The organism is Alicyclobacillus macrosporangiidus CPP55 (assembly GCF_000702485.1).
GTDB lineage: Bacteria > Bacillota > Bacilli > Alicyclobacillales > Alicyclobacillaceae > Alicyclobacillus_H > Alicyclobacillus_H macrosporangiidus_B.
This window is the reverse complement of the sequence record NZ_JNIL01000001.1, coordinates 1207820-1228693: the sequence shown is the minus strand read 5'-3', so window position 1 is coordinate 1228693 and position 20874 is coordinate 1207820. Positions and strand designations below refer to the sequence as shown.

The following is a 20874-nucleotide window of genomic DNA, read 5'->3' as shown; positions in this document are numbered from 1 at the left end:
GATCGCAAGTTGGGGGGATATTCCAGGTGTACCTGGAGTCGGCACGCAACCCGAAGGTGCAGATGTGGTCTTCCCTGAAGACGAAGAAAGGCCGGCAGGAACACGGCCTGTTCTTAATTGAAGGCAAACGGTTGGTGGCGGAGGCGCTGCAGGCACCGCTGCGGCTGAAGGCTCTGCTGTGGGACGTGAGTACGGATGAGCCGCCCGCGGATTGGCTGTCCCTGGCGGAGGCCCGGGGCATTCCCGTCTTTCACCTGTCGCCGCAGGCGTTCGCTGCCGTGGCGGATACGGTGACGCCCCAAGGGGTGATGGCGGTGGCTGAGATCCCGCGGCCCGCCCCAGCGCCGCAAGCGGGGGCGCTGTCCCTCTTGCTCGATGGCCTCCAGGACCCGGGAAACGTCGGCACCCTGCTGCGCACCGCCCAGGCCTTCGGGGCGACCGAGGTGTGCTGCGGCACCGGTACGGTCGATCCGTTCGCCCCCAAGGTGGTCCGCGCCTCGATGGGTGGCCTGTTCCGAGTCGCGGTCTCCGCCGCCCAAAGCCCCGCGTACATCCGGCAATGGCGGGCCCAGTTTCCCGATGGCCAGGTCGTCCTGGCATCGCCGCAGGCGGAGACGCCCTGTCATGCCGTCAATCTCCTCGGCCCGTCGCTCATCCTCATCGGGAGCGAAGCCAATGGGGTCTCGGCGGAAGCGGCCGCCCTGGCTACAGTGTCCGTCCGCATCCCGATGCCGGGCCGGGCGGAGAGCCTCAACGCCGCCGTGGCGGGGGCGGTGCTCCTGTATGAGGCTGCCCGTCAGCGGGACGGCGGGCCCCCGGGCGGGTGAGCCGGCAACTGTCCGGTCAAACCGCGAGAGTCAGGCGGGAGTGACCGCAGGATGAGGTGGAGTCAACGCCGGGCCGGGCGGTCAGAGCCTCCGGTCCCAGTGGTGAACCGCCGCTCCCGTGCGCTATACTGGGCGGAGAGCCTTGTCCGGCGCATCCGCCAGGCAGGCGGAGCTTCCAATGCGGTGTGTCCGGGGCGGTGTGTCCGGGGCGGTGTGTCCGGGGCGGTGTGTCCGGGGCGAGGAGGTTGCGTGTGGGAAACCGGGACGGTGTGCGGAATATCTTCAGCGGTGCGAAGGCGCTGGCGCTCGTGGTTTTGGGGCTGTGCGAGTTTGTGCGCGGCGCACTGCTGTTTTTTGTCTTGCCCATCTACGTTCGCGGCGTGCTCGGAATGACTTCGGCGACGGTCGGGTACGCGATGGCGGCGCACTACACCATGGACACCGGGTTGCGTGGCCCTACCGGGTGGTTGACGGACCGCTACGGCCAGCGGCGCGTACTCGTACTGGCGCTGATGGTAGGGGGATTCGGCATCGCGATGGTGTGGCGCGCCCACCACGCCTGGGTGGTTGTGCTCGGGAGCGGGCTGATGGGCATCGGTATGTCGGCCGTCTGGCCTGCGGTCATCTCGCGCGTGACAAAGGGGCTGCCGCCAGCAACCCATGCCACCGCCATGGGCGGGGTCATGATGGCCTGGCTGACGGGCGTCGGCGCGGGGACCGTTAGCATGGGCTGGGTCCTCGGCGAGCACGTGCGGCGAGGATTCATCCTCCTGCTCGGCGTGTGGTGTTTGGCTGGCATCATCGCGGCGGGGGTGATGGACCTGCGGCCGCTGGCCCAGGCGCACCTCCGTCTGCATCCGCGCTGGGTCTGGGCGGAGGTCCAGAGTGTCCGGCTCCTCTTGCCGGGCACGTTCGTGCAGACGTTCGCGATGGGGGTCCTGATGCCGGTGTTCGAGCTGTACACGCGGTATCAATTGGGCTACAGCGGGCGGTTGTACGCTGAGCTGCTGGTGGCGGGCGGCGCAGCGACGGTGTTGTTTCAGATCCCGTTCGGCCGTTTGGTCGATCGCGTTGGATTTCGTCCCTTTCTCGTCTGCGGGTTCACCGTCTGCGCGGTTATGCTGGCGGCCCTGGTGAACGCGCGCGCCCTGTGGTCGGTCATCCTGTGCGCGGCGGGGCTCGGCACGGGGTACGCGCTGGTCCTGCCTGCCTGGAACTCGGTGTTGGCCCACACGGTGTCGGAGGCGCGCAAGGCGGTCATGTGGGGGATCTTCATGACCGTTGAAGGTGTCGGCATGGCCGTCGGGCCGCTGGTCGGCGGACATCTGTGGGACAGTGCGGGCCCGGCGGCACCCTTTTGGGCGGCATCCGTCATCCTCTTCGGGATGGCGGTCTTCTACGGGATCGCGCCGGTGGAGCGGCTGTTCCGCCGCGAACCAACGGCCGGTACGGCGGAAGATCTGCCGGAGGTGCTGTGAACATCGACTGGGAATGAGGAGGGAGCCGCGGGTGGCGCATTCGTTTCATCTGTGGCTGGCGCCGCTGCTCTCTCTCGTGGTGGCGCAGTTGTTGAAACCCGTGATCGTCGTGATCCGGCTGCGCCGGTGGGACCCGCAGCGGCTGCGGCAGTCAGGCGGTATGCCCAGTTCGCACACCGCGCTGGTGGTCTCCCTGGTGGCGGAACTGTGGCTCCACGAGGGGGGGAGAAATCCAGTATTGGCACTGGCCCTGTTCGTGGCATTCATTGTGATGTACGATGCAGCCGGCGTGCGATGGCAGACGGGCCGCCAGGCGGCGGTGCTGAACCGCCTGTTGCACGACCTGCGCCGCAACGGCCTGCAGAACGCAAGGACACTGGAGGGCTCGCCCGTACCCCCGGAGGGTTCCACGCCTCAGGTACCCTCGATCCGCCTTCAGGTCCCCACGGTTCCTTGGTGGTTAATGGACTGGCCGGAATTGGACGAACACCTCGGGCACAAACCCGTGGAAGTGCTGGGCGGGTGCGTGGTCGGGGTGGCGGTCGCCTGGCTCCTGCATTGATCCCCTGGTCCTCTCCTAGCTCACGCTTCTGCACACTGTCCCTCCTGAATATGCTCAATCTGAAGAATTGCACCCCGCTGGCCGCCGGCCGCGAAGGGCGGGCGGGCGCGGGGAAAAGGAGGGTCAGGATGGATCGCCAGTGGCGTGCGTTTGACTCGTGTCGCAGCCCGTTCGACCCTTGCCCGCCGAGGCCCAAGGCGTACATCGTCCCGCCTAACCAGTACTATGTGATGCAGCCCAAAGGTTTACGCCAATACGCCCCGCGCGAGGCCTTAAGGCGCGGGACCCTGTGGCCGGACTTGTACAGCCCCTACGAGCGCCCATTCCGGGAGGGAGTGCCCCATGGAGAAGACGGTTCCTAAAGAGTATTACCAGTACATGCAGGAGCTTCAGGCGGTGGATTTCGTCCTTCTCGAGCTGACTTTGTACCTGGACACCCATCCGGACGACGCCCAGGCGTTGGCACAGTTCCAGCAGTTTCAACGCCGCAAACAAACGCTGATGCAGCAATTCGAGGCGAATTTCGGACCGTTGCTGGAGTTCGGCAACAGCCCGGTGGGCAACCGCTGGACTTGGTCGGAAGCCCCCTGGCCCTGGCAGGTCTGAAGGAAGCCGTGTTCGCATGATCCGCTCCGGTTTGGAACACCGTACAGGATGATGTCCTTTTGGAAAGGCGAGGTACAGTGCGAGGGACACCATCCGGAGCGGCGGCCATTTTCCATATCTTCTTGCGCGACGTCCGGCGTGTGGTGCGCCACTGGGCGGCGCTCTCGTCATCGTGGCAGGACTGGCGGTCCTGCCTTCGTTGTACGCGTGGATGCCCCACGCTCACCGTTGGTCGGCCCGGTTTCTGCGGTCCGCGCGGGCCAGCGGCCTCATCCACTGAGGGGCTCGACGCTGCCGCCAGAATGCGGGTAGAATGGGGCTGGACCTATGGTGTGAAACGTCTGAGAGGGGAGAAACCGCGTGACGAATGTGAAAACGGCACCCTACGGGAGCTGGAGGTCCCCCATCACGTCGGACCTGATTGTCCAGTCGGTCATTGGCCTGGAGGGATTGGCGTGGGACGGGGACGACCTGTATTGGCTGGAGTCCCGGCCGCGCGAGGCCGGCCGGAACGTGCTGATGCGCCGGCGTGCGGACGGGACGGAGGAGGAACTCATCCCCGCGCCATTCAACGTGCGCACCCGTGTGCACGAGTACGGCGGTGGCGCATGGACGGTGTCCGACGGGATCGTCTATTTCTCGAATTTCGCAGACAACCGGCTGTACATACGGGATCGAGACGGGGCCATCCGGCCGTTGACGGACGATTCCCACCTGCGATATGCCGACGGCATCGTGGATAAGCGCAGGGGTTGGTGGATCGGCGTGCGCGAAGACCACACCCGATCCGATATCTTCGCCGAGACCACGCTGGTGGCGGTGCCGCTGACGGGCGGTCCGGACCGGGTGTTGGTGTCCGGAAATGACTTCTACAGCAATCCCAGGTTGAATCCGGCGGGCGACCGTCTGGCCTGGGTGACGTGGAATCACCCGAATATGCCCTGGGACGGGACGGAGTTGTGGGTGGCCGACGTCACGGATGACGGGCGGCTGGAGAACGCCCACCGCGTGGCCGGCGGGCCCGAGGAATCGGTGCTGCAGCCGGTGTGGTCGCCGGACGGCGTGTTGTACTTCGTATCGGACCGTTCGAACTGGTGGAATTTGTACCGGGTGGCGGAGGACGGTGCGGTAGAGGCCGTGCATCCCTTGGATGCCGAGTTCGCCGGACCGCCCTGGGTGTTCGGCCTGAGCGACTACACCTTCATCGACGCGCACACCATCGTTTGCAGATATGTTCAGGGCGGACGTGACCATCTGGCCCGTCTCGACATGACGACCGGACGGCTCGACCCCCTTCCTGGCGAAGACACCTGGTTTGCCCATGTGCGCAGCAACGGGCGCCAGGTCGCGTATCTCGCCGCGTCGCCGACGACGCTCCGGCACCTGGTGGTGGCGGGTCCGGACGGCAGCGGGCGCCAGGTGGTGAAGTCGGCCGCGGACGTGCCGGTGGATGCCCGGTACTTCTCCCGGCCCGTGGAGGTGGAGTTCCCGACGGAAGGCGGAAAGACCGCGTTCGCGCACTACTATCCGCCCACGAATCCAGATTTCCAGGCGCCGGCCGGAGAGAAGCCCCCGCTCTTGGTACACGTGCATGGGGGGCCGACCAGCGCGTCGCCCGCCGTGCTGAGCCTGTCCACCCAGTACTGGACCAGCCGCGGATTTGCCGTGGTGGATGTGAACTATGGCGGATCGACCGGTTATGGACGCGAATACCGGGATCGGCTGAAAGGCCAGTGGGGTGTCGTTGACGTCGACGACGCGGTCAATGCGGCGTTGTACCTGGTGCGGCGAGGGCTGGCGGACGGAGAACGGCTGTGCATCGCCGGGGGGAGCGCCGGAGGCTACACGACGTTGGCGGCCTTGACGTTCCGGGACGTGTTCAAGGCTGGGGCCAGCCACTTCGGGCTGAGCGAACTCGAGGTGTTCGTGCACGAGACGCACAAGTTCGAGTCCCGTTATATGGACAGCCTGCTCGGCCCCTACCCGGAGGCGAAGTCGGTGTACTATAACCGCTCGCCGATCCATTTCACGGACCGGCTGTCGTGTCCCATCATCTTCTTCCAGGGGCTTGACGACAAAATCGTACCGCCCAACCAGGCGGAACTCATGGTGGATGCCCTGCGCAAGAAGGGGCTGCCCGTGGCGTACGTGGCATTTCCCGGTGAGGGTCACGGCTTTCGCAAGGCGGAGAACATCAAGCGGTCACTCGACGGTGAGTTTTATTTCTACAGCCGGGTGTTCGGCTTCACGCCGGCGGATGACATCGAGCCGGTGGCGATTGAAAACCTGTAGGGCCGGGCTCGGTGTGTCATGAGGACATTCCCTCCCCGCATATTCATCCCTGACAGCAAAACGGGGGGTGGGGGCGTCCGTGTGGATCTACGAAAAGAAGCTTCAGTATCCGGTGCGCGTGAGCAAGTGTGACCCGCGGCTCGCCAAGTACTTGATTGAGCAGTACGGCGGCGCGGACGGCGAATTGGCGGCGGCGTTGCGGTATCTCAATCAGCGCTACTCAATCCCGGATCGGGTCATCGGTCTGTTGACCGACATCGGGACGGAGGAGTTCGCACATCTGGAAATGATCGCGACCATGGTTTACAAGCTGACCAAGGACGCGACGCCACAACAGCTCAAGGAAGCCGGGCTCGGGGATCACTTCGCGGACCACAGCTGGGCGCTGTTCTACCACAACGCTGCCGGAAATCCGTTCACGGCGACGTACATCCAGGCAAAAGGCGATCCGATCGCGGACCTGTACGAGGATATCGCGGCGGAAGAAAAGGCCCGTGCGACTTACCAGTGGCTGATAGACATAACGGACGACGTCGACATCCAGGACGCGTTGAAATTCCTGCGCGAGCGCGAGGTGATCCATTCACTGCGCTTTCGAGAGGCGGTGGAAATCCTCAAGGATCATCAGGGGCATAAGCGGTTCTTTTGAGAGGCAAAGCGTGCTAGACTCGGAACGCTTTGCCTCCTGCTCCGAACAATCGTCAGACCGCGATGGCCTCGGCCTCGTCCTCGGCCGGGGCCGCCGGCGACGTGTACCGGGCGACGCCGATATGACTGTCGGCCATGCCGTAGTACAGGAACCAGGTTCCTTTAAAGTGGACGAGTCCTTCTGCGAACACCACAAAGTCCACCTGCCCGCGCAGCTCGTGCTGCGTCTCCGGAATGAACATGGGGGTCTCCGTCCGCCGGATGAGGCGAGCGGGATCGTCCAGCGCGAACAGTGCCTGGCCGATGGCGTAGTACGGCTTGCCTGCGTCCGGTCCGTGTTGAATCCGGCGGGCGCCGTTGTAGATCAGCAAAATCCCCTCGTCAGTCACCACGGGCGTCGGCCCGGGTTCCACCAACAGGCTGTCGAACGCCTTCTCGTCCGGGCTGCGCCGGATGACTGGTTCCGGACTCGGCGTCCAATGCCGTCCATCTTCAGAAAACGCCACCCAGATATCCGTGTCCCCGAAATACATCACCAGTCGGCCGCCGATCCGGCGCGGCACGATGGCCCCCGATTTCGACCACCGCGCGTGTTGATCGTCGCCGTCTCCGAACATGGGCCCGTGTTTTCGCCAGTGGATGAGGTCCTCCGACGTGGCGAGGCACAGGCGAGCGGTCTTGCCATCGAACGCGGTGTACGTCATATAGTAGAGCCCCTCGACCTCGACGACGCGCGGATCCTCACAACCGCCTGGGTGCTCGTAGGGCTCGGTAGGCTCAATCACCGGATGCGGCAGGCGCTCGAAGTGGACGCCGTCCCGGCTGACGGCCAGGCCAATCCGGGACGTGCCATTCCATTCCCCCGGGCCGCTGTGGTCCTCGGCACGATAGAAGAGATAGACTTGGTCGCCGCGGACCACAGCGGTCGGGTTGAACAGATCCTTCGCTTCCCATGAATCCCCCTGCGGGGACAGGATGGGGTTGTGTTCATACCGGACAAACGGGCCGAGCGGAAACCGGACATCGTGTTGTTTGGTCATGGTGAACAACAACCTTTGCACACAGAGTTTCGGAACGGGGTCCGTTTGTGGTTTTCATATTATAAGCAGCTCTGTGTGCAGGCAACACGGAATGTCAGGGAACGCGGGCAAAGATCAGTAAAACACCCGCAACAGTTCCAGCAGGCCATCGTTCACCACGGTGTATTGGGTCAATGTGGCGGGGAGAAGCACGGTGTCTCCCCTCCGAATGGCCATGTCGCCACCGGGCCAGGATAGACGGCCAGAGCCGCCAACGGCAATCAGGATGTCCGGGTTTCCCGAGCGGCCACTTTGGACGGTGAGTGCACCGATTTCCAGGCGGACGTAGTCCATCGTAAAGTACGGACAGGTGACAAGCCGTCGCCAGGGTGCCGGGGCCCCTGTGGCCGATGAATCCGGGATGGCCGCCTCGGGGAGCGTCTGGGCGTCGGGATCGTCCGGATCAAAACGAAGGACGTCGGCCGCTTTGTCCACGTGCAGCGGCCTGGGGTTCCCGTTCGCGTCGACGCGGTCCCAGTCGTAAACCCGGTACGTGACATCCGACGTCTGCTGCACCTCGACCACGATGGTGCCCGCCAGGAGGGCATGAAGGGTACCTGACGGCACGAACACCACCTGCCCTGGCTGGATGGGCCGCCACCTGAGCTTCTCCTGCACGCGGCCAACCTCAACCGCTTCGCAGTAGTCCACCCGGGATCGGAAGTGATGGCCGTAGACGACTCGGCCGCCCGGGGGGCACTCGAGAATGTACCAAGCCTCGGTCTTTCCGAAGTCACCCTCGATCCGCTGTGCGTAGGCGTCGTCGGGGTGCACTTGCACAGAGAGGTCCTGGGACGCTTCGATGAACTTGATGAGCAGCGGGAACCGCGGTTGCGGGCTGTTGCCGAGATACGCGGACGGATACTTCTCCACCAATTCTGCGAGGGTCCTGCCGGCAAACGGGCCGGAGGCCGCCACGCTCATCCCGTTGGGATGGCCAGAGAGCACCCAGTACTCACCAATCGGTTCGTCCGTATGTACCCCGAACCAGGATTTCAATCGGTGCCCGCCCCACAGTCGGGCGACAGGGACCGGTTGAAACTTCACCGGCTCGAACTCGACAAGCGCGTGATCCAAGCGTCTCACCCCCTCTCGGCCAGGATGCGGGTGCGGGCGGCGGCCGGACATCCTCACAAGCCGCTGCGCGCACCCGGCAACCCCTTCATCATACCCCTGAGGCGCGAACTTGACGATCCGGGCCGTCGAACTGCGCGGTACGCTCCTGCGGATTCCCGCCGGCCGCGAGGCCCAGCTGGTGATGCAAGGCCTCCGTGATCAGGAAGGACAGCGTGGATTCCGCCCCGCAATTGGCGTTGACGCCGTGTTCGCAGAGCCCGTCAAAACAGGCCCCGTCCTGAGGATCGGCGACCGGGACGCCGAGATCGTTGGCACCGTAGTACCAGTCTCGGCACTTGACGAGCGTCTCCGCGTACAGCGGATCGCCGGTCGCGGTGTACGCCTGCCCGCATGCCATTGCCAGCTTCATCACTTCAAGCGGCTGTTGATCCCACTGGCTGCATCCTTCCGTTGTGCACCAGCCCTGGTTGCCAATGGGCCGGATCCACCCTTCCGGGGCGGTCATCTTCTCCACCAGGAAGGCCAGGCTGTCGCGGGCGATCTGCTCGACGGCCGTATCCTGCAGCACCGTCCACGCGTGCCATAGGGCCCACGGGAATACCCCGTTGCTATAGGTCATGACCGGCTCGAACCAGTGCCACGCGGGCCGGGATTCACACCGATACAGTTCGGCCAGGCGATCGGTCAACGTCCGGACGACCTCCGGTAATTCTGCGCGCACCCAGGCCCGAAACTCCCCGCTCAGGTGATTGACCGCGTCCGATTCGCGCACCAACAGGGCCGCCGCCGCCAGCGCGTGCGCCCATCCGCGGGGGTACAGAATGCGGGAGAGCGCCCGGAACCCAGTCCGGCACAATCCCTGAGCCACCCAGGACTGATCGGCCCGGGGAAGCCCCAGGGCGGCCGCCGCGGTCGCCCACAACACGCGGCCCTGGCAATCCGCGGACGGCTCTTCGGATTCAAATCCGCCGCCGTAGGCGACGTTGTTGTGGAACCATCCGTCCGCTCCCTGCACCCACACCAGATACGACAGATACACATCGGCCAGTTCACCGAGGCCGCGAAGTTCGCGGTCGATCTCTGGGTCGGTTCCTTCTCCTCGGTCTTTCAGACGGTTGCCGTACCGCATCCATTCCACGCACGTCCAGAGCGCCCGGGCATTGTCGTCCGTCGAGTAGCCCTCGCGCCGCCGCGGAATTCTTCCGAGCGCGTGTTCCAACAGCCCCGTGTCGTCCGTCATGCGCCGCAGATGCGCAAATTCAACGGGAAATGGACGCAATGGTGCTCCCCTCCGCTGCGGCGGGCTGGTTCCGCCGGGCCAATTCTTCAAACAGGCGCAGATGCGCTTCTCCGACACGAGGCCAGTACATGTCACGCCCGATTTGCTGCATGCGCCACTCATACCGATGCAGGACGGCGGGATCGGACAACATGCGGGTGAGGGCCTGACTCCAGGCGCTCACATCGCCGTACGGGATGAGCAGTTCATCCAGTCCTCCCAACAGGTCCCGGGCGTACACGTACGGGGTGCTGAGCACAGGCCGGCCGAGCCCGACGGCGTATGCGAGGGTCCCGGAGGTGATCTGCTGCATGCCCGGATACGGCGTCACGTACAGATCGCACGCCAGGATGTGATCCACCAGCTCCGCCTCGGAGAGGTACCGGTCCAGCATCACCACGTGGTCCTGGATCCCCAGACGTTGCACCAAGCCTTGCAACTGCCGGCGATACGCCTCTCCTTCCCGCCTGCGGACTTCCGGATGTGTCTGTCCGACGATGGCATACAGGATGTTGGGGACTTCACGAATGACCGCTGGCAGGGCGCGCAAGATCAGATCGATGCCTTTGCCGGGGCTGAGCAGGCCGAAGGTCATCACCACACGCCGGCCGGCCCAGCCCAACTGTCTCCGGACGAAATGCCGGCGCTCGGGCACCGGGACCGGGGTTCCGTGCGGAATGTGCACGATTTTCTCCTGCGGCACGCCGTAGATCCGGTTCAGGAGCGAGACCGCGCAGCGGCTCATGACGACCACGCGGTCGCTGCGCTCGGCGAGCGCCTGTTGGATCCGCCGATACGGTTCATCCGGATGCTCGAGCACCGTATGAAACGTCGTCACGAGCGGTTTTCGCAACTCGCGCACGAAGTCGAGGACGTGCGCTCCCGCTTCGCCGCCGAAGATGCCGAATTCGTGCTGCAGGGACACCACATCTGCCGGTCCCTCGTTCACTCGGCGGGCCATCTGCCGGTAATGTTCGCGGGTGTTGCGCCGCAAGCACCACACAGAGGCGTCGTACACCCGGACGTCCTCCTGGTCATCCACCATGGCGACCACCGTGTCTGCCGCCCTGCCGCGCCCGGCTTCTCGCACATACCGGCGCAGGTGGTCGGTATAGGTCGCCAACCCGCACCGTTTGGGCACGTATGTGCTGACATACGCCACATGGGTCAATGTTGAAGCACCCCCTCGTTCTGCGCCGCACCGACGGGTTGCAGCGCTGCATAAAAATCCGGGCCGACAATAGCATTTCCAATTGCTGTGATTCCACTCGCCTGCGTGCGGGGCAGGACGATGGCGTTTGAAATCCGGGTATGGCCGAGCAACTCGGCCCCTGCGCCAACGATCCCGTACGGTCCGACGACGCACGCCGCACCGATGCGGGCGCCGGCACCCACCCAAACGGGTGGTTCCAATCGCGCCGTGGGATGGATCTGCGCGTTCTCGCCGATCCAGATGCCCGGTCTCTTGGGCGCTGGCACCCAGGGTAACCGGATCCGGCCGTCCAGCACGTCCCGGTGCAGCCCGAGGTACCGCTCCAAGGTGCCCATGTCGAGCCAGTACCCGTCCACGGGCGCACCGTACACCGGGACACCGGATTTGATGAGGTGAGGGAAGGTCTCCCGTTCGATGGACACTTCACGCCCGGCCGGAATGTGGCGAAGCACTTCCTTTTCCATCACGTAGATGCCCGCGTTGATGCGCCGCGAGGGGGCGAGGGCGCGCGGGGGTTTTTCGACAAACCGCAGGATGCGGCCATCCCAGGTCTGCTCCACCACGCCGTATTGGCTCGGATCCTCGACCTCCGTGAGTCCGATGGTGACGAGTGCTCCCGTGTTTCGATGGAATTCGAGCAGCGGAACGAGGCGGGTGAGATGAATGATGTCCGCGTTGAGCACGAGGAATCGCTCACTGAGGAGCGGCTCCGCGTGTTTAATGGCGCCGGCCGTCCCCAGCAGTCCCGGTTCACGGCTGTACGTGATCCGAACGCCGAGGCGTCGTCCGTCCCCCAGCCGCCGTTCAATCACGCTTGCGTGGTGTTTGACTGCGATCACGAATTCGTCAATGCCTTGTCGTCTGAGGTGCTCGATGAGGTGCTCGAGCCATGGCCGGTCCATGACCGGGGCCATCGGTTTGGGCAGGTGTTCGGTGAGAGGACGTAAACGAGTTCCTAAACCGCCGGCCAACAACAACGCCTTCATTTCACATCCCTCCGCTGGTCAAGATTGTTTACATCTCCAACCAAACCGGCGAATCGTGAATGAAGAGTGTCTGCCGTGTGGTTGTTAGCACTCCAAATGCTTGGCTGCTAACCATGACAATCCCAATGATATCGGACGGTTGGTAAAAACTCAAGTTTGGTACCGTAGGTAACATAATATGATTCAATCGAATTTCAAGGAAGGGGCGGCATAATAGAACCGACGAACCGGGAGAGGTGATGATCCGTGAAACCATCCATGTTGCGCTGGGCCAGTGTGGTCGTTCTGTCGGCGCTCGTCGGCTCTGGTGCGACCTTGGCGGTGACCCGAATGTCGCCGTCTGCGGTCGCTCCATCGGCGGGCAACACGACCGCCGGCACGGGCATATCCCAGAGCGTAGTACCGACCGTTGCCAATGTCGACGTGTCGAGTGATATCGAACAGGTCGTGAAAAAGGTTGAGCCGGCGGTGGTCGGCGTGGTCGACTACACCCAGAACCAGAACCCGTTTTTCGCGACCTCCGATCCATCGCAGGAGAGCGGTGTGGGCACCGGCGTCCTGTTCTATAAGGACAGCCAGTCCGGGTACGTCGTCACCAACAACCACGTGGTGGAAGGGGCCGACAAGGTGGAGATCGTGCTCAATTCCGGGAAACACGTGCCGGCCACCGTCGTGGGAACCGACCCGTACACCGATCTGGCCGTGTTGAAGGTGGCGGTTTCCAGCGTTCAGAACATCTCCCCAGTGACGTTCGGGAACTCCGACAATCTGCAGGCCGGCGAACCCGCCATCGCCATCGGAACGCCGATGGGGCTCGACTTCGCGGACACCGTGACCTCCGGCATTATCAGCGCGCCAAAACGAGTCATGCCGGTGCAGGACGAGCAGACCCAAGAGACCCTCAACTATCAGACGGTCATCCAGACGGACGCCGCCATCAACCCGGGCAACAGCGGTGGTCCGCTGCTGAATATCGCGGGCCAGGTGATCGGGATCAACAGCAGCAAGATCGTCGCCCAAGGCGTGGAAGGCATGGGATTCGCCATCCCTTCCAATCAAGTGGTCAAGATCGCGTATCAGATCTTGAAGACCGGACACGCCAATCACCCAGCGCTCGGCATCGAAGGATATTCTCTGTCGAGCTTGCCCGACGCCTATCAACCCAATGTACCGGTGAACTACGGGGTCTGGGTGCGCGCCGTGACCTCACCGCAGGCCCAACAAGCCGGGTTGAAGGCGCAAGATGTGATCGTCGCGATCGACGGGAAGACCGTGCAGAATATCGCCGATCTGCGCACCAACTTGTTTGAACATCAGCCCGGCGACCAGGTCACGCTGACGGTGTACCGAGGCACCGAGCGGTTGAGCCTCAAGGTGACCTTGACGGATATGCAGTCCGCCTCCAGTGCGAGCGGCCAGACCCAACCCTCTTCCCCGTTCGGAAATTGAGGTGCTACCGGCGGGTTGCCAGGCGAATTCCCAGGAGGGCACGGGGTTCCCCGTGCCCTCCTGCTTTGCGCAGAGGGCGTGCACGCTTCGACAGGATGCGACCCGGTGGCTTGGTACAATGGGAGGGGACGAGAGAAAGGAGGCGGCAGAGTTGTGGCGGAGGCGTCTGGTGAACGGATTCGCCGGCCTGATCTGCGTGTTGGCCGCGGTCTGGATCGGGTTGCAGTCGTACGCCATCGCGGCCGTGGGCGTGGGAAACGCCATCCCGCAGCTAGAGGGAGACGGCGGAGCCGGCGTGATCTTCGCAGTCATGCTGTTGTTGGGGGGAATCCTCCTTTGGTGGCGGCCGCTGTGGTCGACGGTACCGTTCGCGCTGGCGCTCGCGCCTGCGCTTTTGGCCGGATGGTTGTACCAGGATGTGACCATGTGGTGGTGGTGCCTCGCCCCCGTGCTGTTTGGCCTGGCGGGCGTCGGTCTTCACCGGTGGCGCCGCCGCACGCGCCCGGCCAGCCAGACGGTTTGAGACCGATGCAAAGAGGGAAGATGGATGTCGAAGAGGGAGCGGGTTGACAATCCCTTCACGGCATGGCATACTCCCGATAGGGTCTGTAATTTTGTGAGCAGGTGCGATTTTGTAAGTATGAGGAGGATGGACCATGGCCAAATCGCAATGGAAGGTTGACCCCGCCCACAGCAGTGTCGATTTCAGCATTAAGCACATGGTGATCTCCCGCGTGAAGGGGACTTTCCATACCTTCGACGCGGTGGTTGAGGCAGATCCGGAGGACCTCACGACAGCCCGTATCGAGTTCACGGTGGACGTCGCCAGCGTGGACACGCGCAACGAGGACCGGGACAACCACCTGCGCTCGGCCGATTTCTTCGATGCCGAGAACTATCCGAAGATGACGTTCAAGGCCACTCGGATCGTCAAGAAGAGCGAAGGCGAGTACGAGGTGACCGGTGACCTGACCATTCGCGGCGTGACGCGCCCGGAGACATTCCTGGTGACATACGAGGGCCAGGGCAAGGACCCTTGGGGCGGCATCCGCGCCGGCTTCAGCGCCAATGGGACCATTAACCGGAGCGACTACGGCCTGAAGTGGAATGCGGCACTGGAGACGGGCGGCGTCCTGGTCGGGGATCAGGTCCAAGTGTCCTTGGAGATTCAAGCGGTGAAACAGGGCTGATGATGGCCATGCATGGAATTGCGCTGGTGGGCAGCCTGCGCCAGCGGTCGTATAATATGCGCTTGGCGCGTTGGATGCAGACGCGGTACCAGGGGACGTGGGACATCGAGATCGCGGACATCGCCAGCCTGCCTTACTTCAACCAGGACCAGGAGCTGAATCCTCCGGAACCGGTGAAGGCGTTCAAACGCCGGATTGTCGAGACGGACACGGTGTTGCTGGTGACGCCCGAGTACAACTGGTCGGTCCCAGGCGTTTTGAAAAACGCCATCGACTGGCTGTCCCGAGGCGACAAGGTGATGATCGGCAAGCCAGTGCTCGTGGCGGGGGCGTCGACCGGCATGGTCGGTACCGTGCGCGCACAGCTGCACCTGCGGGAGATCCTCGCGTCCCCGGGGGTCGGTGCACGCACACTGCCGCCGGGCGGGAATGAGATCCTCATCCCGTTCGCGCAGAACAAGTTTTCCGAGGACGGTCTGATGGACGAAGCCACCATTGAGTTCATCGACCAAGTGGTCCAAAAGTTCCTTCAGTTCGCCTCGGCGTGACACGTGGACGAAGGCGAGAGGGTCCGGGCCGGCGTTCCAGAAATGGGGCGCCGGCTTTTTTTGTTTTGAGCGCTATGCATTCTGGCGGTGATTCGAATATAATATCTGATATATCAGAGGTTCCGCTTGACGTGCATGCAAGGATGGCGCGGTCGGCGGACATCCGCAGGGCGCCGGACAGGGGAGGGTGCAGATGCGATACGACGGGGAGCGCGACTGGGCACGGCAGGTGGAACAAGTCAAGTCTCTTCGCGAGTTGGCCCTGGAGTTCATCCGGGACGCCATCGTCAGCGGGCGGTTCGCCCCTGGCCAACACCTCAAGGAGCGCGAACTGGCCGAGGCGATGGGCATCAGCACCACGCCGGTCAAGGAAGCCCTGCGGGTGTTGGAGCACATCGGCCTCGTCCAGACCGTGCCGCGGCGCGGGACCTACGTTTCCCCTGCGGTCAATACGTCGCTCCGGGAGATCAACTGGATGCGCGCCTATTTGGAGAGCCTGGCGGCGCGATGGGCGGCGGAGAAGGCGACCGGGGATCAGTTGGCGCAGATGGAGGCACAACTGCGCGAAATGGAGCGCCTCACGCACCACCCCGACAGGGAACGGCTTGCCGCTGCCAACACCCGCTTTCACGAATTGGTGCGGGAGGCCGCTGGCAATGCGGTGCTGGCCAGCACCCTGTCGCAGGTGGCGGCGGTGGACCGCGCCTTCCGGCGCCGGGCCCTGCAGGATGACGAGGAGGTGAGCGCGGGTTTCGAAGAACACCGGAAGGTGTTTGAAGCCATCCGGGCGCGCGATCCGGATTTGGCGGAGGCGCGCATGCGGTCGCACATCCTGCGCGCGGTGCATCATGTGCTGACCGACTCCAAGGAGGGAGAGAACCCAAGTGAGTGAACAGGGGACAGGCAAGCCCTGGCGCAGCCGCGAGGTGACAGAAGGGTACATGCGCGGCGGCCAGCGGGCCTTGCTGAAGTCGGCGGGGTTGAAGAAGAGCGACTTTTCCAAACCGTTCATCGGCATCGCCAACTCGTACAACGCCATGCACGCCGGGCATGTGCATCTGAACGGACTGGCGGAACTGGTGGCCAAGGGCGTCGAGGAAGCGGGCGGGTACCCATTTGAGTTCGGGGTCATCGCCCTGTGCGACGGGATCACCCAGGGGCACGACGGGATGTACTACGTGCTGCCGAGCCGCGAGTGCATCGCCGACTCCATCGAGATCATGGTGCAGGCGCAGCGCCTCGACGGTCTGGTGATGCTGGGAAGCTGCGACAAGATCATTCCTGGGATGCTTATGGCTTTGTATCGTCTGAATATACCGGCCCTTCTGGTGACGGGCGGACCGATGATGCCCGGAAAGTACAACGGGGAGAGCAAGGCCATCTATGAGATCCGCGAGGCGGCGGGCCAGGTCCTGGCGGGGAAGATGACACCTGAGCAGTTCGAGGAGATGGAGCAGAACGTCACCAACGGGCCGGGATCGTGCGCGATGATGGGCACAGCGAACACCATGGCCATCGTCGCTGAGGTGCTGGGCGCAGCGCTGCCGGGGTGCGCCACCGCCCATGCCGTGGCCGAAAACAAGGCGTACATCGCCCGCTGGAGCGGCCGGCGCATTGTCGAGATGGTGCGTGAGGATCTCAAGCCGCTCGACATCATCACCCAGCGCTCCTTCGAGAACGCTGTGCGGGTGGCGATGGCGGTCGGGGGATCGACCAACGCCCTGTTGCACATTCCGGCCATCGCGGCCGAACAGGGGTTGTCGATCACGCCGGACGATTTCGAGCGGGCCAGCCGCACGACGCCCTTGATCATCAAGGCGAAACCGTCCGGTCCGCACACCCTGTGGGACGTCGAGCAGGCAGGCGGGGTGCCCGTCATCCTCAAGGAACTGGCGCCGCTCTTGCACATGGAGGAGAAGACCGCCCTCGGAAACACCCTGGCCGAGTCGGTGGCGGACGTGGAGAACCGCAACCCGAACGTGATCCGGCCCATCGCGAACGCGTACGCACCGCAGGGGAGCCTCGCCATCTTGAAGGGCAGCCTCGCGCCCGACGGGTGCGTGGTCAAGCAGAGCGCTGTGGTCCCGGCGATGCGCAGGCACACCGGGCCCGCGAAGGTGTTCGACAGCCAGGAGGACGCCATCCAGGCCATGCGGGAGGGGCGCATTCAGGCGGGGGACGTGGTCGTCATCCGCTACGAAGGGCCCAAAGGAGGGCCTGGGATGCGTGAGATGCTGGCGGCCACCGCTGTACTCATGGGCATGGGCCTCGGCGACCGGGTGGCGCTGGTGACAGACGGGCGGTTCTCCGGGGCGACGCGCGGGCCCTGCGTCGGCCATGTGTCTCCCGAGGCGGCGGCCGGCGGGACGATTGCGCTGGTGGAAGACGGGGACCTCATCGCCATCGACATCGAGGAGCGCCGCATTGACCTGTTGGTCGATCCGGAGGTGCTCGCGCGACGCCGCCAGGGCTGGGTGCCGAAGCCGCCCAAGATTCAGTCGGGTGTGTTGGCCCGCTACGCGGCGTTGGTCTCCTCGGCCGACAAGGGCGCCGTCCTGCGGCCACCGGTTGCGGCGGGGAGGTGACACGGGTGAAGAACCATTTCAAACGCAAACTGTACGATCCCGTCGCAGCACCGCCGCTCAGCCTCTTTATCGGCGCGCCCTCCGCTGCGTTGGTGGAGATGGCGGCCTACGCGGGGTTCGACGCGGTGGTGCTCGACAACGAGCACGGGACATTCACTCACGAACAGCTGGAAGTGCTGTGTGCGGTCGCGGAGAACGCTGGGGTGACACCGGTGGTCCGCGTGGTGTCGGGTGAGCCCGCGGAGATTTTGAAAGCGCTTGACCGGGGGGCGCACGGCCTGCACGTGCCTCAGGTCAACAGCCGCGAGGAGGCGGAGCGCGTGGTGGAGGCGGTCAAGTACCCGCCGCTGGGGCGGCGGGGGGCCGCGTTCTCCATCCGCGCGGCGCGCTTCGGTACCGTACCCGTGGACGGGTACCTGGAGGAAGCCAACCGGGAGACCTCCATCGCCGTGCACATCGAGACGGAGCGAGCGCTCGAGCGGATCGACGAAATCCTCACGGTGCCGGGGTTGGACGTGGCGTACATCGGCCCGACGGATCTGTCGGTCTCCCTCGGTTGCGGGGGGCGCACCGACGCCCCGCGGGTGCTCGAGGCCATCGACGCCGTCCTCGCGTCCGGCCGTCGGCATGGCGTCAAGGTCGGTATCCACGTCAAGGACGCTGCGGCGGCTCGCGATCGGCTGCGCTGGGGCGCGGATTATGTGGGGACCACGTGGACGGCGTTGATCAACGGGGCGTTTGCGGGATATATCCACGGTGCCCGGGAAGGGGGTGCGCGGTGATGGACAGCAGGGAGATCGCCCGGCGGTTGCAGACGGTGTGCGCCATCCATGTGACGCCGTTTGACGACGCCACCGGGGCCATTCGCTGGGACCTGCTCGATGCGAACATCGACCACCTGCTCGCCGCGGGCGTGTCGGTCATCGTCACATGCGGCAACACAGGCGAGTTTTACGCGCTGACCCTGGAGGAGGCCAGGGCGGTGACGGCGCACGTCGCCCGCCGGGTGGACGGGCGCGCGCTCGTGGTCGCCGGGGTCGGGTACGCGGTGCCGACGGCCATTGCGTTGGCGCATTCGGCTGCCGATGCGGGTGCGGACTGCGTGATGATCCACCAGCCCATCCACCCGTATGTCACGGAGGACGGGTTCGTCCGCTACTGCGAGCGAATCCTGGACGGCGCCGGGCTGTCGGCGGTGCTGTATTTCAAAGACCCGGCTTTGGGAGACGGGGTGCTCGAGCGGCTCGCAGAGCACGAACGGCTGGCGGGCGTGAAGTACGCCATCAACGACCTGCCCCGGTTCGCCGCGGCGGTGCGCCGGGTGCCGGCGGAGCGCGGGCTGTCCTGGGTGTGTGGCACGGCCGAGAAGTGGGCGCCCTTCTTCTTCGCCGCTGGCGCGACGGGATTCACGTCCGGCCTGGTGAACGTGGCGCCGGACAAGTCGCTGGCGATGCTGGCGGCGCTGCAGGCGGGGGATTCGGCCGCGGTGTGGCGGCTATGGCAGGAGGTGGTCCCGTTTGAGAACCTGCGGGCCAAGTACGACAACGGAAACAACGTGGTGGTCGTGAAGGAGGCGATGCGCGCGGCCGGGCTCGACGGCGGGGTGACCCGCGAGCCGGTGGCGCCGCTGGGCGAGCGGGATCGAGCCGAAGTGGCGCGGATCGTGGCCACCTGGCGCGGGCAGCCGTCCTGACGGCGGCCGGGCGCCCAGGCGGGTGTTCGGATGGATGGAATCAGAAAATTGCGTTTTAGAGTGTGAAAAAGGGGGAGTCTTGGATGCGTCGTTGGCAGCGATGGGGGACTGGTCTGGCAGCCCTGGCCCTGATGGTCGGGGTGAGCGCGTGCGGCAGTCAGGCGGCGAACGCACCCGCCGGCAACAGCGGGGGAGGGAGCAGCGGGGGAAGCGGCGGCGTGATCAAGATCGGGATGGAGACCGGCTTGACCGGGAGCGACGCCCTCAACGGGAAATTTGAACGGGACGGCGCTCAATTGGCGATCGACCAGATCAACGCCAAGGGGGGCGTGAACGGCAAGAAGCTGACGCTGGTCGTGGAGGACGACCAGGGCACCAACCAAGCGGGCGTCGCGGCGATTCAGAAGCTGTTCTCGGATCCGGACATCTCTGTCGTCATCGGGTCCATCAAGAGCACCATCGTGCAGGCGACGGAGCCGTACATCCAACGGGCGCAGATCCCCACGCTGATCGGCGGCACCAGCCCGAAGCTGACACAGGTCGGCAACCCGTGGGTGTTCCGCTTCCGGCCGAATGACAACTACGCGTCCCAGGTGATGGCGGATTGGATTGTGCACACCATGAAGCTCAACAAGGTGGCGATCATCCACGACACGGACGACTTCGGATCGGCCGGTGACCAGCTGTTGAAAGCCAACCTGCAGAAGATGGGCGCGATCGTGGTGGCGGATGAGGGGTATCAGACGTCCACCAAAGACTTCACGCCGTTCCTCGAGCATGTGGCCAACGCCAAACCGGAGGTGGTGGCGCTGTACATGACGAACGCCGAGGACGCGGCGCAGTTGTTGCGCCAATACAGGCAGCTTGGGTTCAAGATGCCGGTGGTCGGGTCGCCTGCGGTGGCCAGCCAGATCTCCATCCAATTGGGCGGCAGCGCGATCGACGGCGTGTACGGGGTGCAGGATTTCTCACCGGATGCCAACGATGCAGCGAAGGCGTTCGCCCAAGCCTGGGAAGCCAAATACCATGAGCCGCCCGATCAGCACAGCGCCTGGCCCTATGACGCGGTCAACATCCTGGCTCAGGTGATGGAGAAGTACGGAACGTCGCCGGATCAGATCCGCCAGGGACTGCTGGCTACCCACGATTACCACGGGGCGGAGGGCGTGTACAACTTCGACGAGCACGGCGACGGGCTGCACGGATACAACGTGGTGCAGGTGAAAGACGGCAAGATTGTCGAAATCAAATATGTAGACCTGTCCAACCCGTCCTGAGGCCTCCGTGCTCGGGAGGCGTCCCCCGCCGGCGGCCCGGGCGTCCGTGGCTTGAGGCCTCTGGGCGGGGGACAGAGCCATTTTG

The 20874-nt window shown here is 64.6% G+C and carries 21 protein-coding genes; 16 read left to right on the top strand and 5 right to left on the bottom strand.

The annotated features are described in order from the left end of the window. The first annotated feature begins 26 nt into the window (after positions 1-26). The 7 genes from N687_RS0106325 to N687_RS0106300 all read left to right on the top strand — a co-directional run bounded on the left by N687_RS0106325 (position 27) and on the right by N687_RS0106300 (position 6414). Complete coding sequence (locus N687_RS0106325; RefSeq protein WP_029421059.1) at positions 27-827, top strand: TrmH family RNA methyltransferase; 801 nt, start codon at positions 27-29, stop codon at positions 825-827. Between the two features lie 251 nt (positions 828-1078). After that, on the top strand, positions 1079-2305 hold the full coding sequence (locus tag N687_RS0106320; protein WP_029421058.1) for an MFS transporter: 1227 nt from the start codon (positions 1079-1081) through the stop codon (positions 2303-2305). Between the two features lie 31 nt (positions 2306-2336). Further along, positions 2337-2867, top strand: a complete 531-nt coding sequence (locus N687_RS0106315) for a divergent PAP2 family protein (protein WP_029421057.1) — start codon at positions 2337-2339, stop codon at positions 2865-2867. A gap of 50 nt (positions 2868-2917) precedes the next feature. Beyond that, positions 2918-3229 (top strand): spore coat associated protein CotJA, encoded by a 312-nt coding sequence (locus N687_RS22900; protein ID WP_419670121.1) that lies wholly within the window; start codon positions 2918-2920, stop codon positions 3227-3229. After that, the gene (locus tag N687_RS0106310; RefSeq protein WP_029421056.1) at positions 3210-3473 is read left to right on the top strand and encodes a spore coat protein CotJB; all 264 of its coding nucleotides are present in this window, start codon (positions 3210-3212) and stop codon (positions 3471-3473) included. The genes N687_RS22900 and N687_RS0106310 overlap by 20 nt, the downstream gene beginning before the upstream one ends. Before the next feature lie 360 nt (positions 3474-3833). Continuing rightward, positions 3834-5765 (top strand): S9 family peptidase, encoded by a 1932-nt coding sequence (locus tag N687_RS0106305; protein WP_029421055.1) that lies wholly within the window; start codon positions 3834-3836, stop codon positions 5763-5765. Between the two features lie 79 nt (positions 5766-5844). After that, complete coding sequence (locus N687_RS0106300) at positions 5845-6414, top strand: manganese catalase family protein (RefSeq protein ID WP_029421054.1); 570 nt, start codon at positions 5845-5847, stop codon at positions 6412-6414. Positions 6415-6466: 52 nt separating this feature from the next. On the opposite strand, the gene N687_RS0106295 is transcribed toward N687_RS0106300, so the two are convergent. The 5 genes from N687_RS0106295 to N687_RS0106275 all read right to left on the bottom strand — a co-directional run bounded on the left by N687_RS0106295 (position 6467) and on the right by N687_RS0106275 (position 12047). Beyond that, on the bottom strand, positions 6467-7453 hold the full coding sequence (locus N687_RS0106295) for a glycoside hydrolase family 130 protein (RefSeq protein ID WP_156040062.1): 987 nt from the start codon (positions 7451-7453) through the stop codon (positions 6467-6469). Between the two features lie 114 nt (positions 7454-7567). Continuing rightward, a complete protein-coding gene (locus N687_RS0106290) occupies positions 7568-8569 on the bottom strand; it encodes a type I phosphomannose isomerase catalytic subunit (protein ID WP_035462080.1) in 1002 nt (333 codons plus the stop codon). Between the two features lie 88 nt (positions 8570-8657). Continuing rightward, the gene (locus N687_RS0106285) at positions 8658-9848 is read right to left on the bottom strand and encodes a glycosyl transferase (RefSeq protein WP_197029216.1); all 1191 of its coding nucleotides are present in this window, start codon (positions 9846-9848) and stop codon (positions 8658-8660) included. Beyond that, positions 9829-11019, bottom strand: coding sequence for a glycosyltransferase family 4 protein (locus N687_RS0106280; protein ID WP_029421050.1), 1191 nt, complete (start codon positions 11017-11019; stop codon positions 9829-9831). The genes N687_RS0106285 and N687_RS0106280 overlap by 20 nt, the downstream gene beginning before the upstream one ends. Continuing rightward, complete coding sequence (locus N687_RS0106275; protein WP_051663004.1) at positions 11016-12047, bottom strand: sugar phosphate nucleotidyltransferase; 1032 nt, start codon at positions 12045-12047, stop codon at positions 11016-11018. Before N687_RS0106275 ends, N687_RS0106280 begins: the two co-directional genes overlap by 4 nt. Positions 12048-12293: 246 nt before the next feature. Here N687_RS0106275 and N687_RS0106270 point away from each other — a divergent pair, with 246 nt between their 5' ends. From N687_RS0106270 to N687_RS0106230, 9 genes are all read left to right on the top strand, one after another. After that, positions 12294-13496, top strand: a complete 1203-nt coding sequence (locus tag N687_RS0106270) for a S1C family serine protease (protein ID WP_231493412.1) — start codon at positions 12294-12296, stop codon at positions 13494-13496. Positions 13497-13647: 151 nt separating this feature from the next. Then, positions 13648-14019: a hypothetical protein gene (locus N687_RS0106265; protein ID WP_051663003.1), complete on the top strand. Its 372-nt coding sequence runs from the start codon at positions 13648-13650 to the stop codon at positions 14017-14019. A 133-nt stretch (positions 14020-14152) separates the two neighbouring features. Continuing rightward, complete coding sequence (locus N687_RS0106260) at positions 14153-14686, top strand: YceI family protein (protein WP_029421046.1); 534 nt, start codon at positions 14153-14155, stop codon at positions 14684-14686. 2 nt (positions 14687-14688) lie between these two features. Further along, complete coding sequence (locus N687_RS0106255) at positions 14689-15234, top strand: NADPH-dependent FMN reductase (RefSeq protein ID WP_331280127.1); 546 nt, start codon at positions 14689-14691, stop codon at positions 15232-15234. A gap of 193 nt (positions 15235-15427) precedes the next feature. Beyond that, the gene (locus N687_RS0106250; protein ID WP_051663002.1) at positions 15428-16126 is read left to right on the top strand and encodes a GntR family transcriptional regulator; all 699 of its coding nucleotides are present in this window, start codon (positions 15428-15430) and stop codon (positions 16124-16126) included. Then, entirely contained in the window at positions 16119-17819 is a 1701-nt protein-coding gene (gene ilvD / locus N687_RS0106245; protein ID WP_231493411.1) for a dihydroxy-acid dehydratase, read from the top strand. Before N687_RS0106250 ends, ilvD begins: the two co-directional genes overlap by 8 nt. A gap of 5 nt (positions 17820-17824) precedes the next feature. After that, positions 17825-18601 carry an HpcH/HpaI aldolase family protein gene (locus tag N687_RS0106240; protein WP_051663001.1) on the top strand — a complete coding sequence of 259 codons (777 nt, stop codon included), beginning with the start codon at positions 17825-17827 and terminating at the stop codon, positions 18599-18601. Then, on the top strand, positions 18601-19512 hold the full coding sequence (locus N687_RS0106235; protein WP_029421041.1) for a dihydrodipicolinate synthase family protein: 912 nt from the start codon (positions 18601-18603) through the stop codon (positions 19510-19512). Before N687_RS0106240 ends, N687_RS0106235 begins: the two co-directional genes overlap by 1 nt. A gap of 83 nt (positions 19513-19595) precedes the next feature. Continuing rightward, entirely contained in the window at positions 19596-20789 is a 1194-nt protein-coding gene (locus tag N687_RS0106230) for an ABC transporter substrate-binding protein (protein WP_051663000.1), read from the top strand. Positions 20790-20874: the final 85 nt, after the last annotated feature.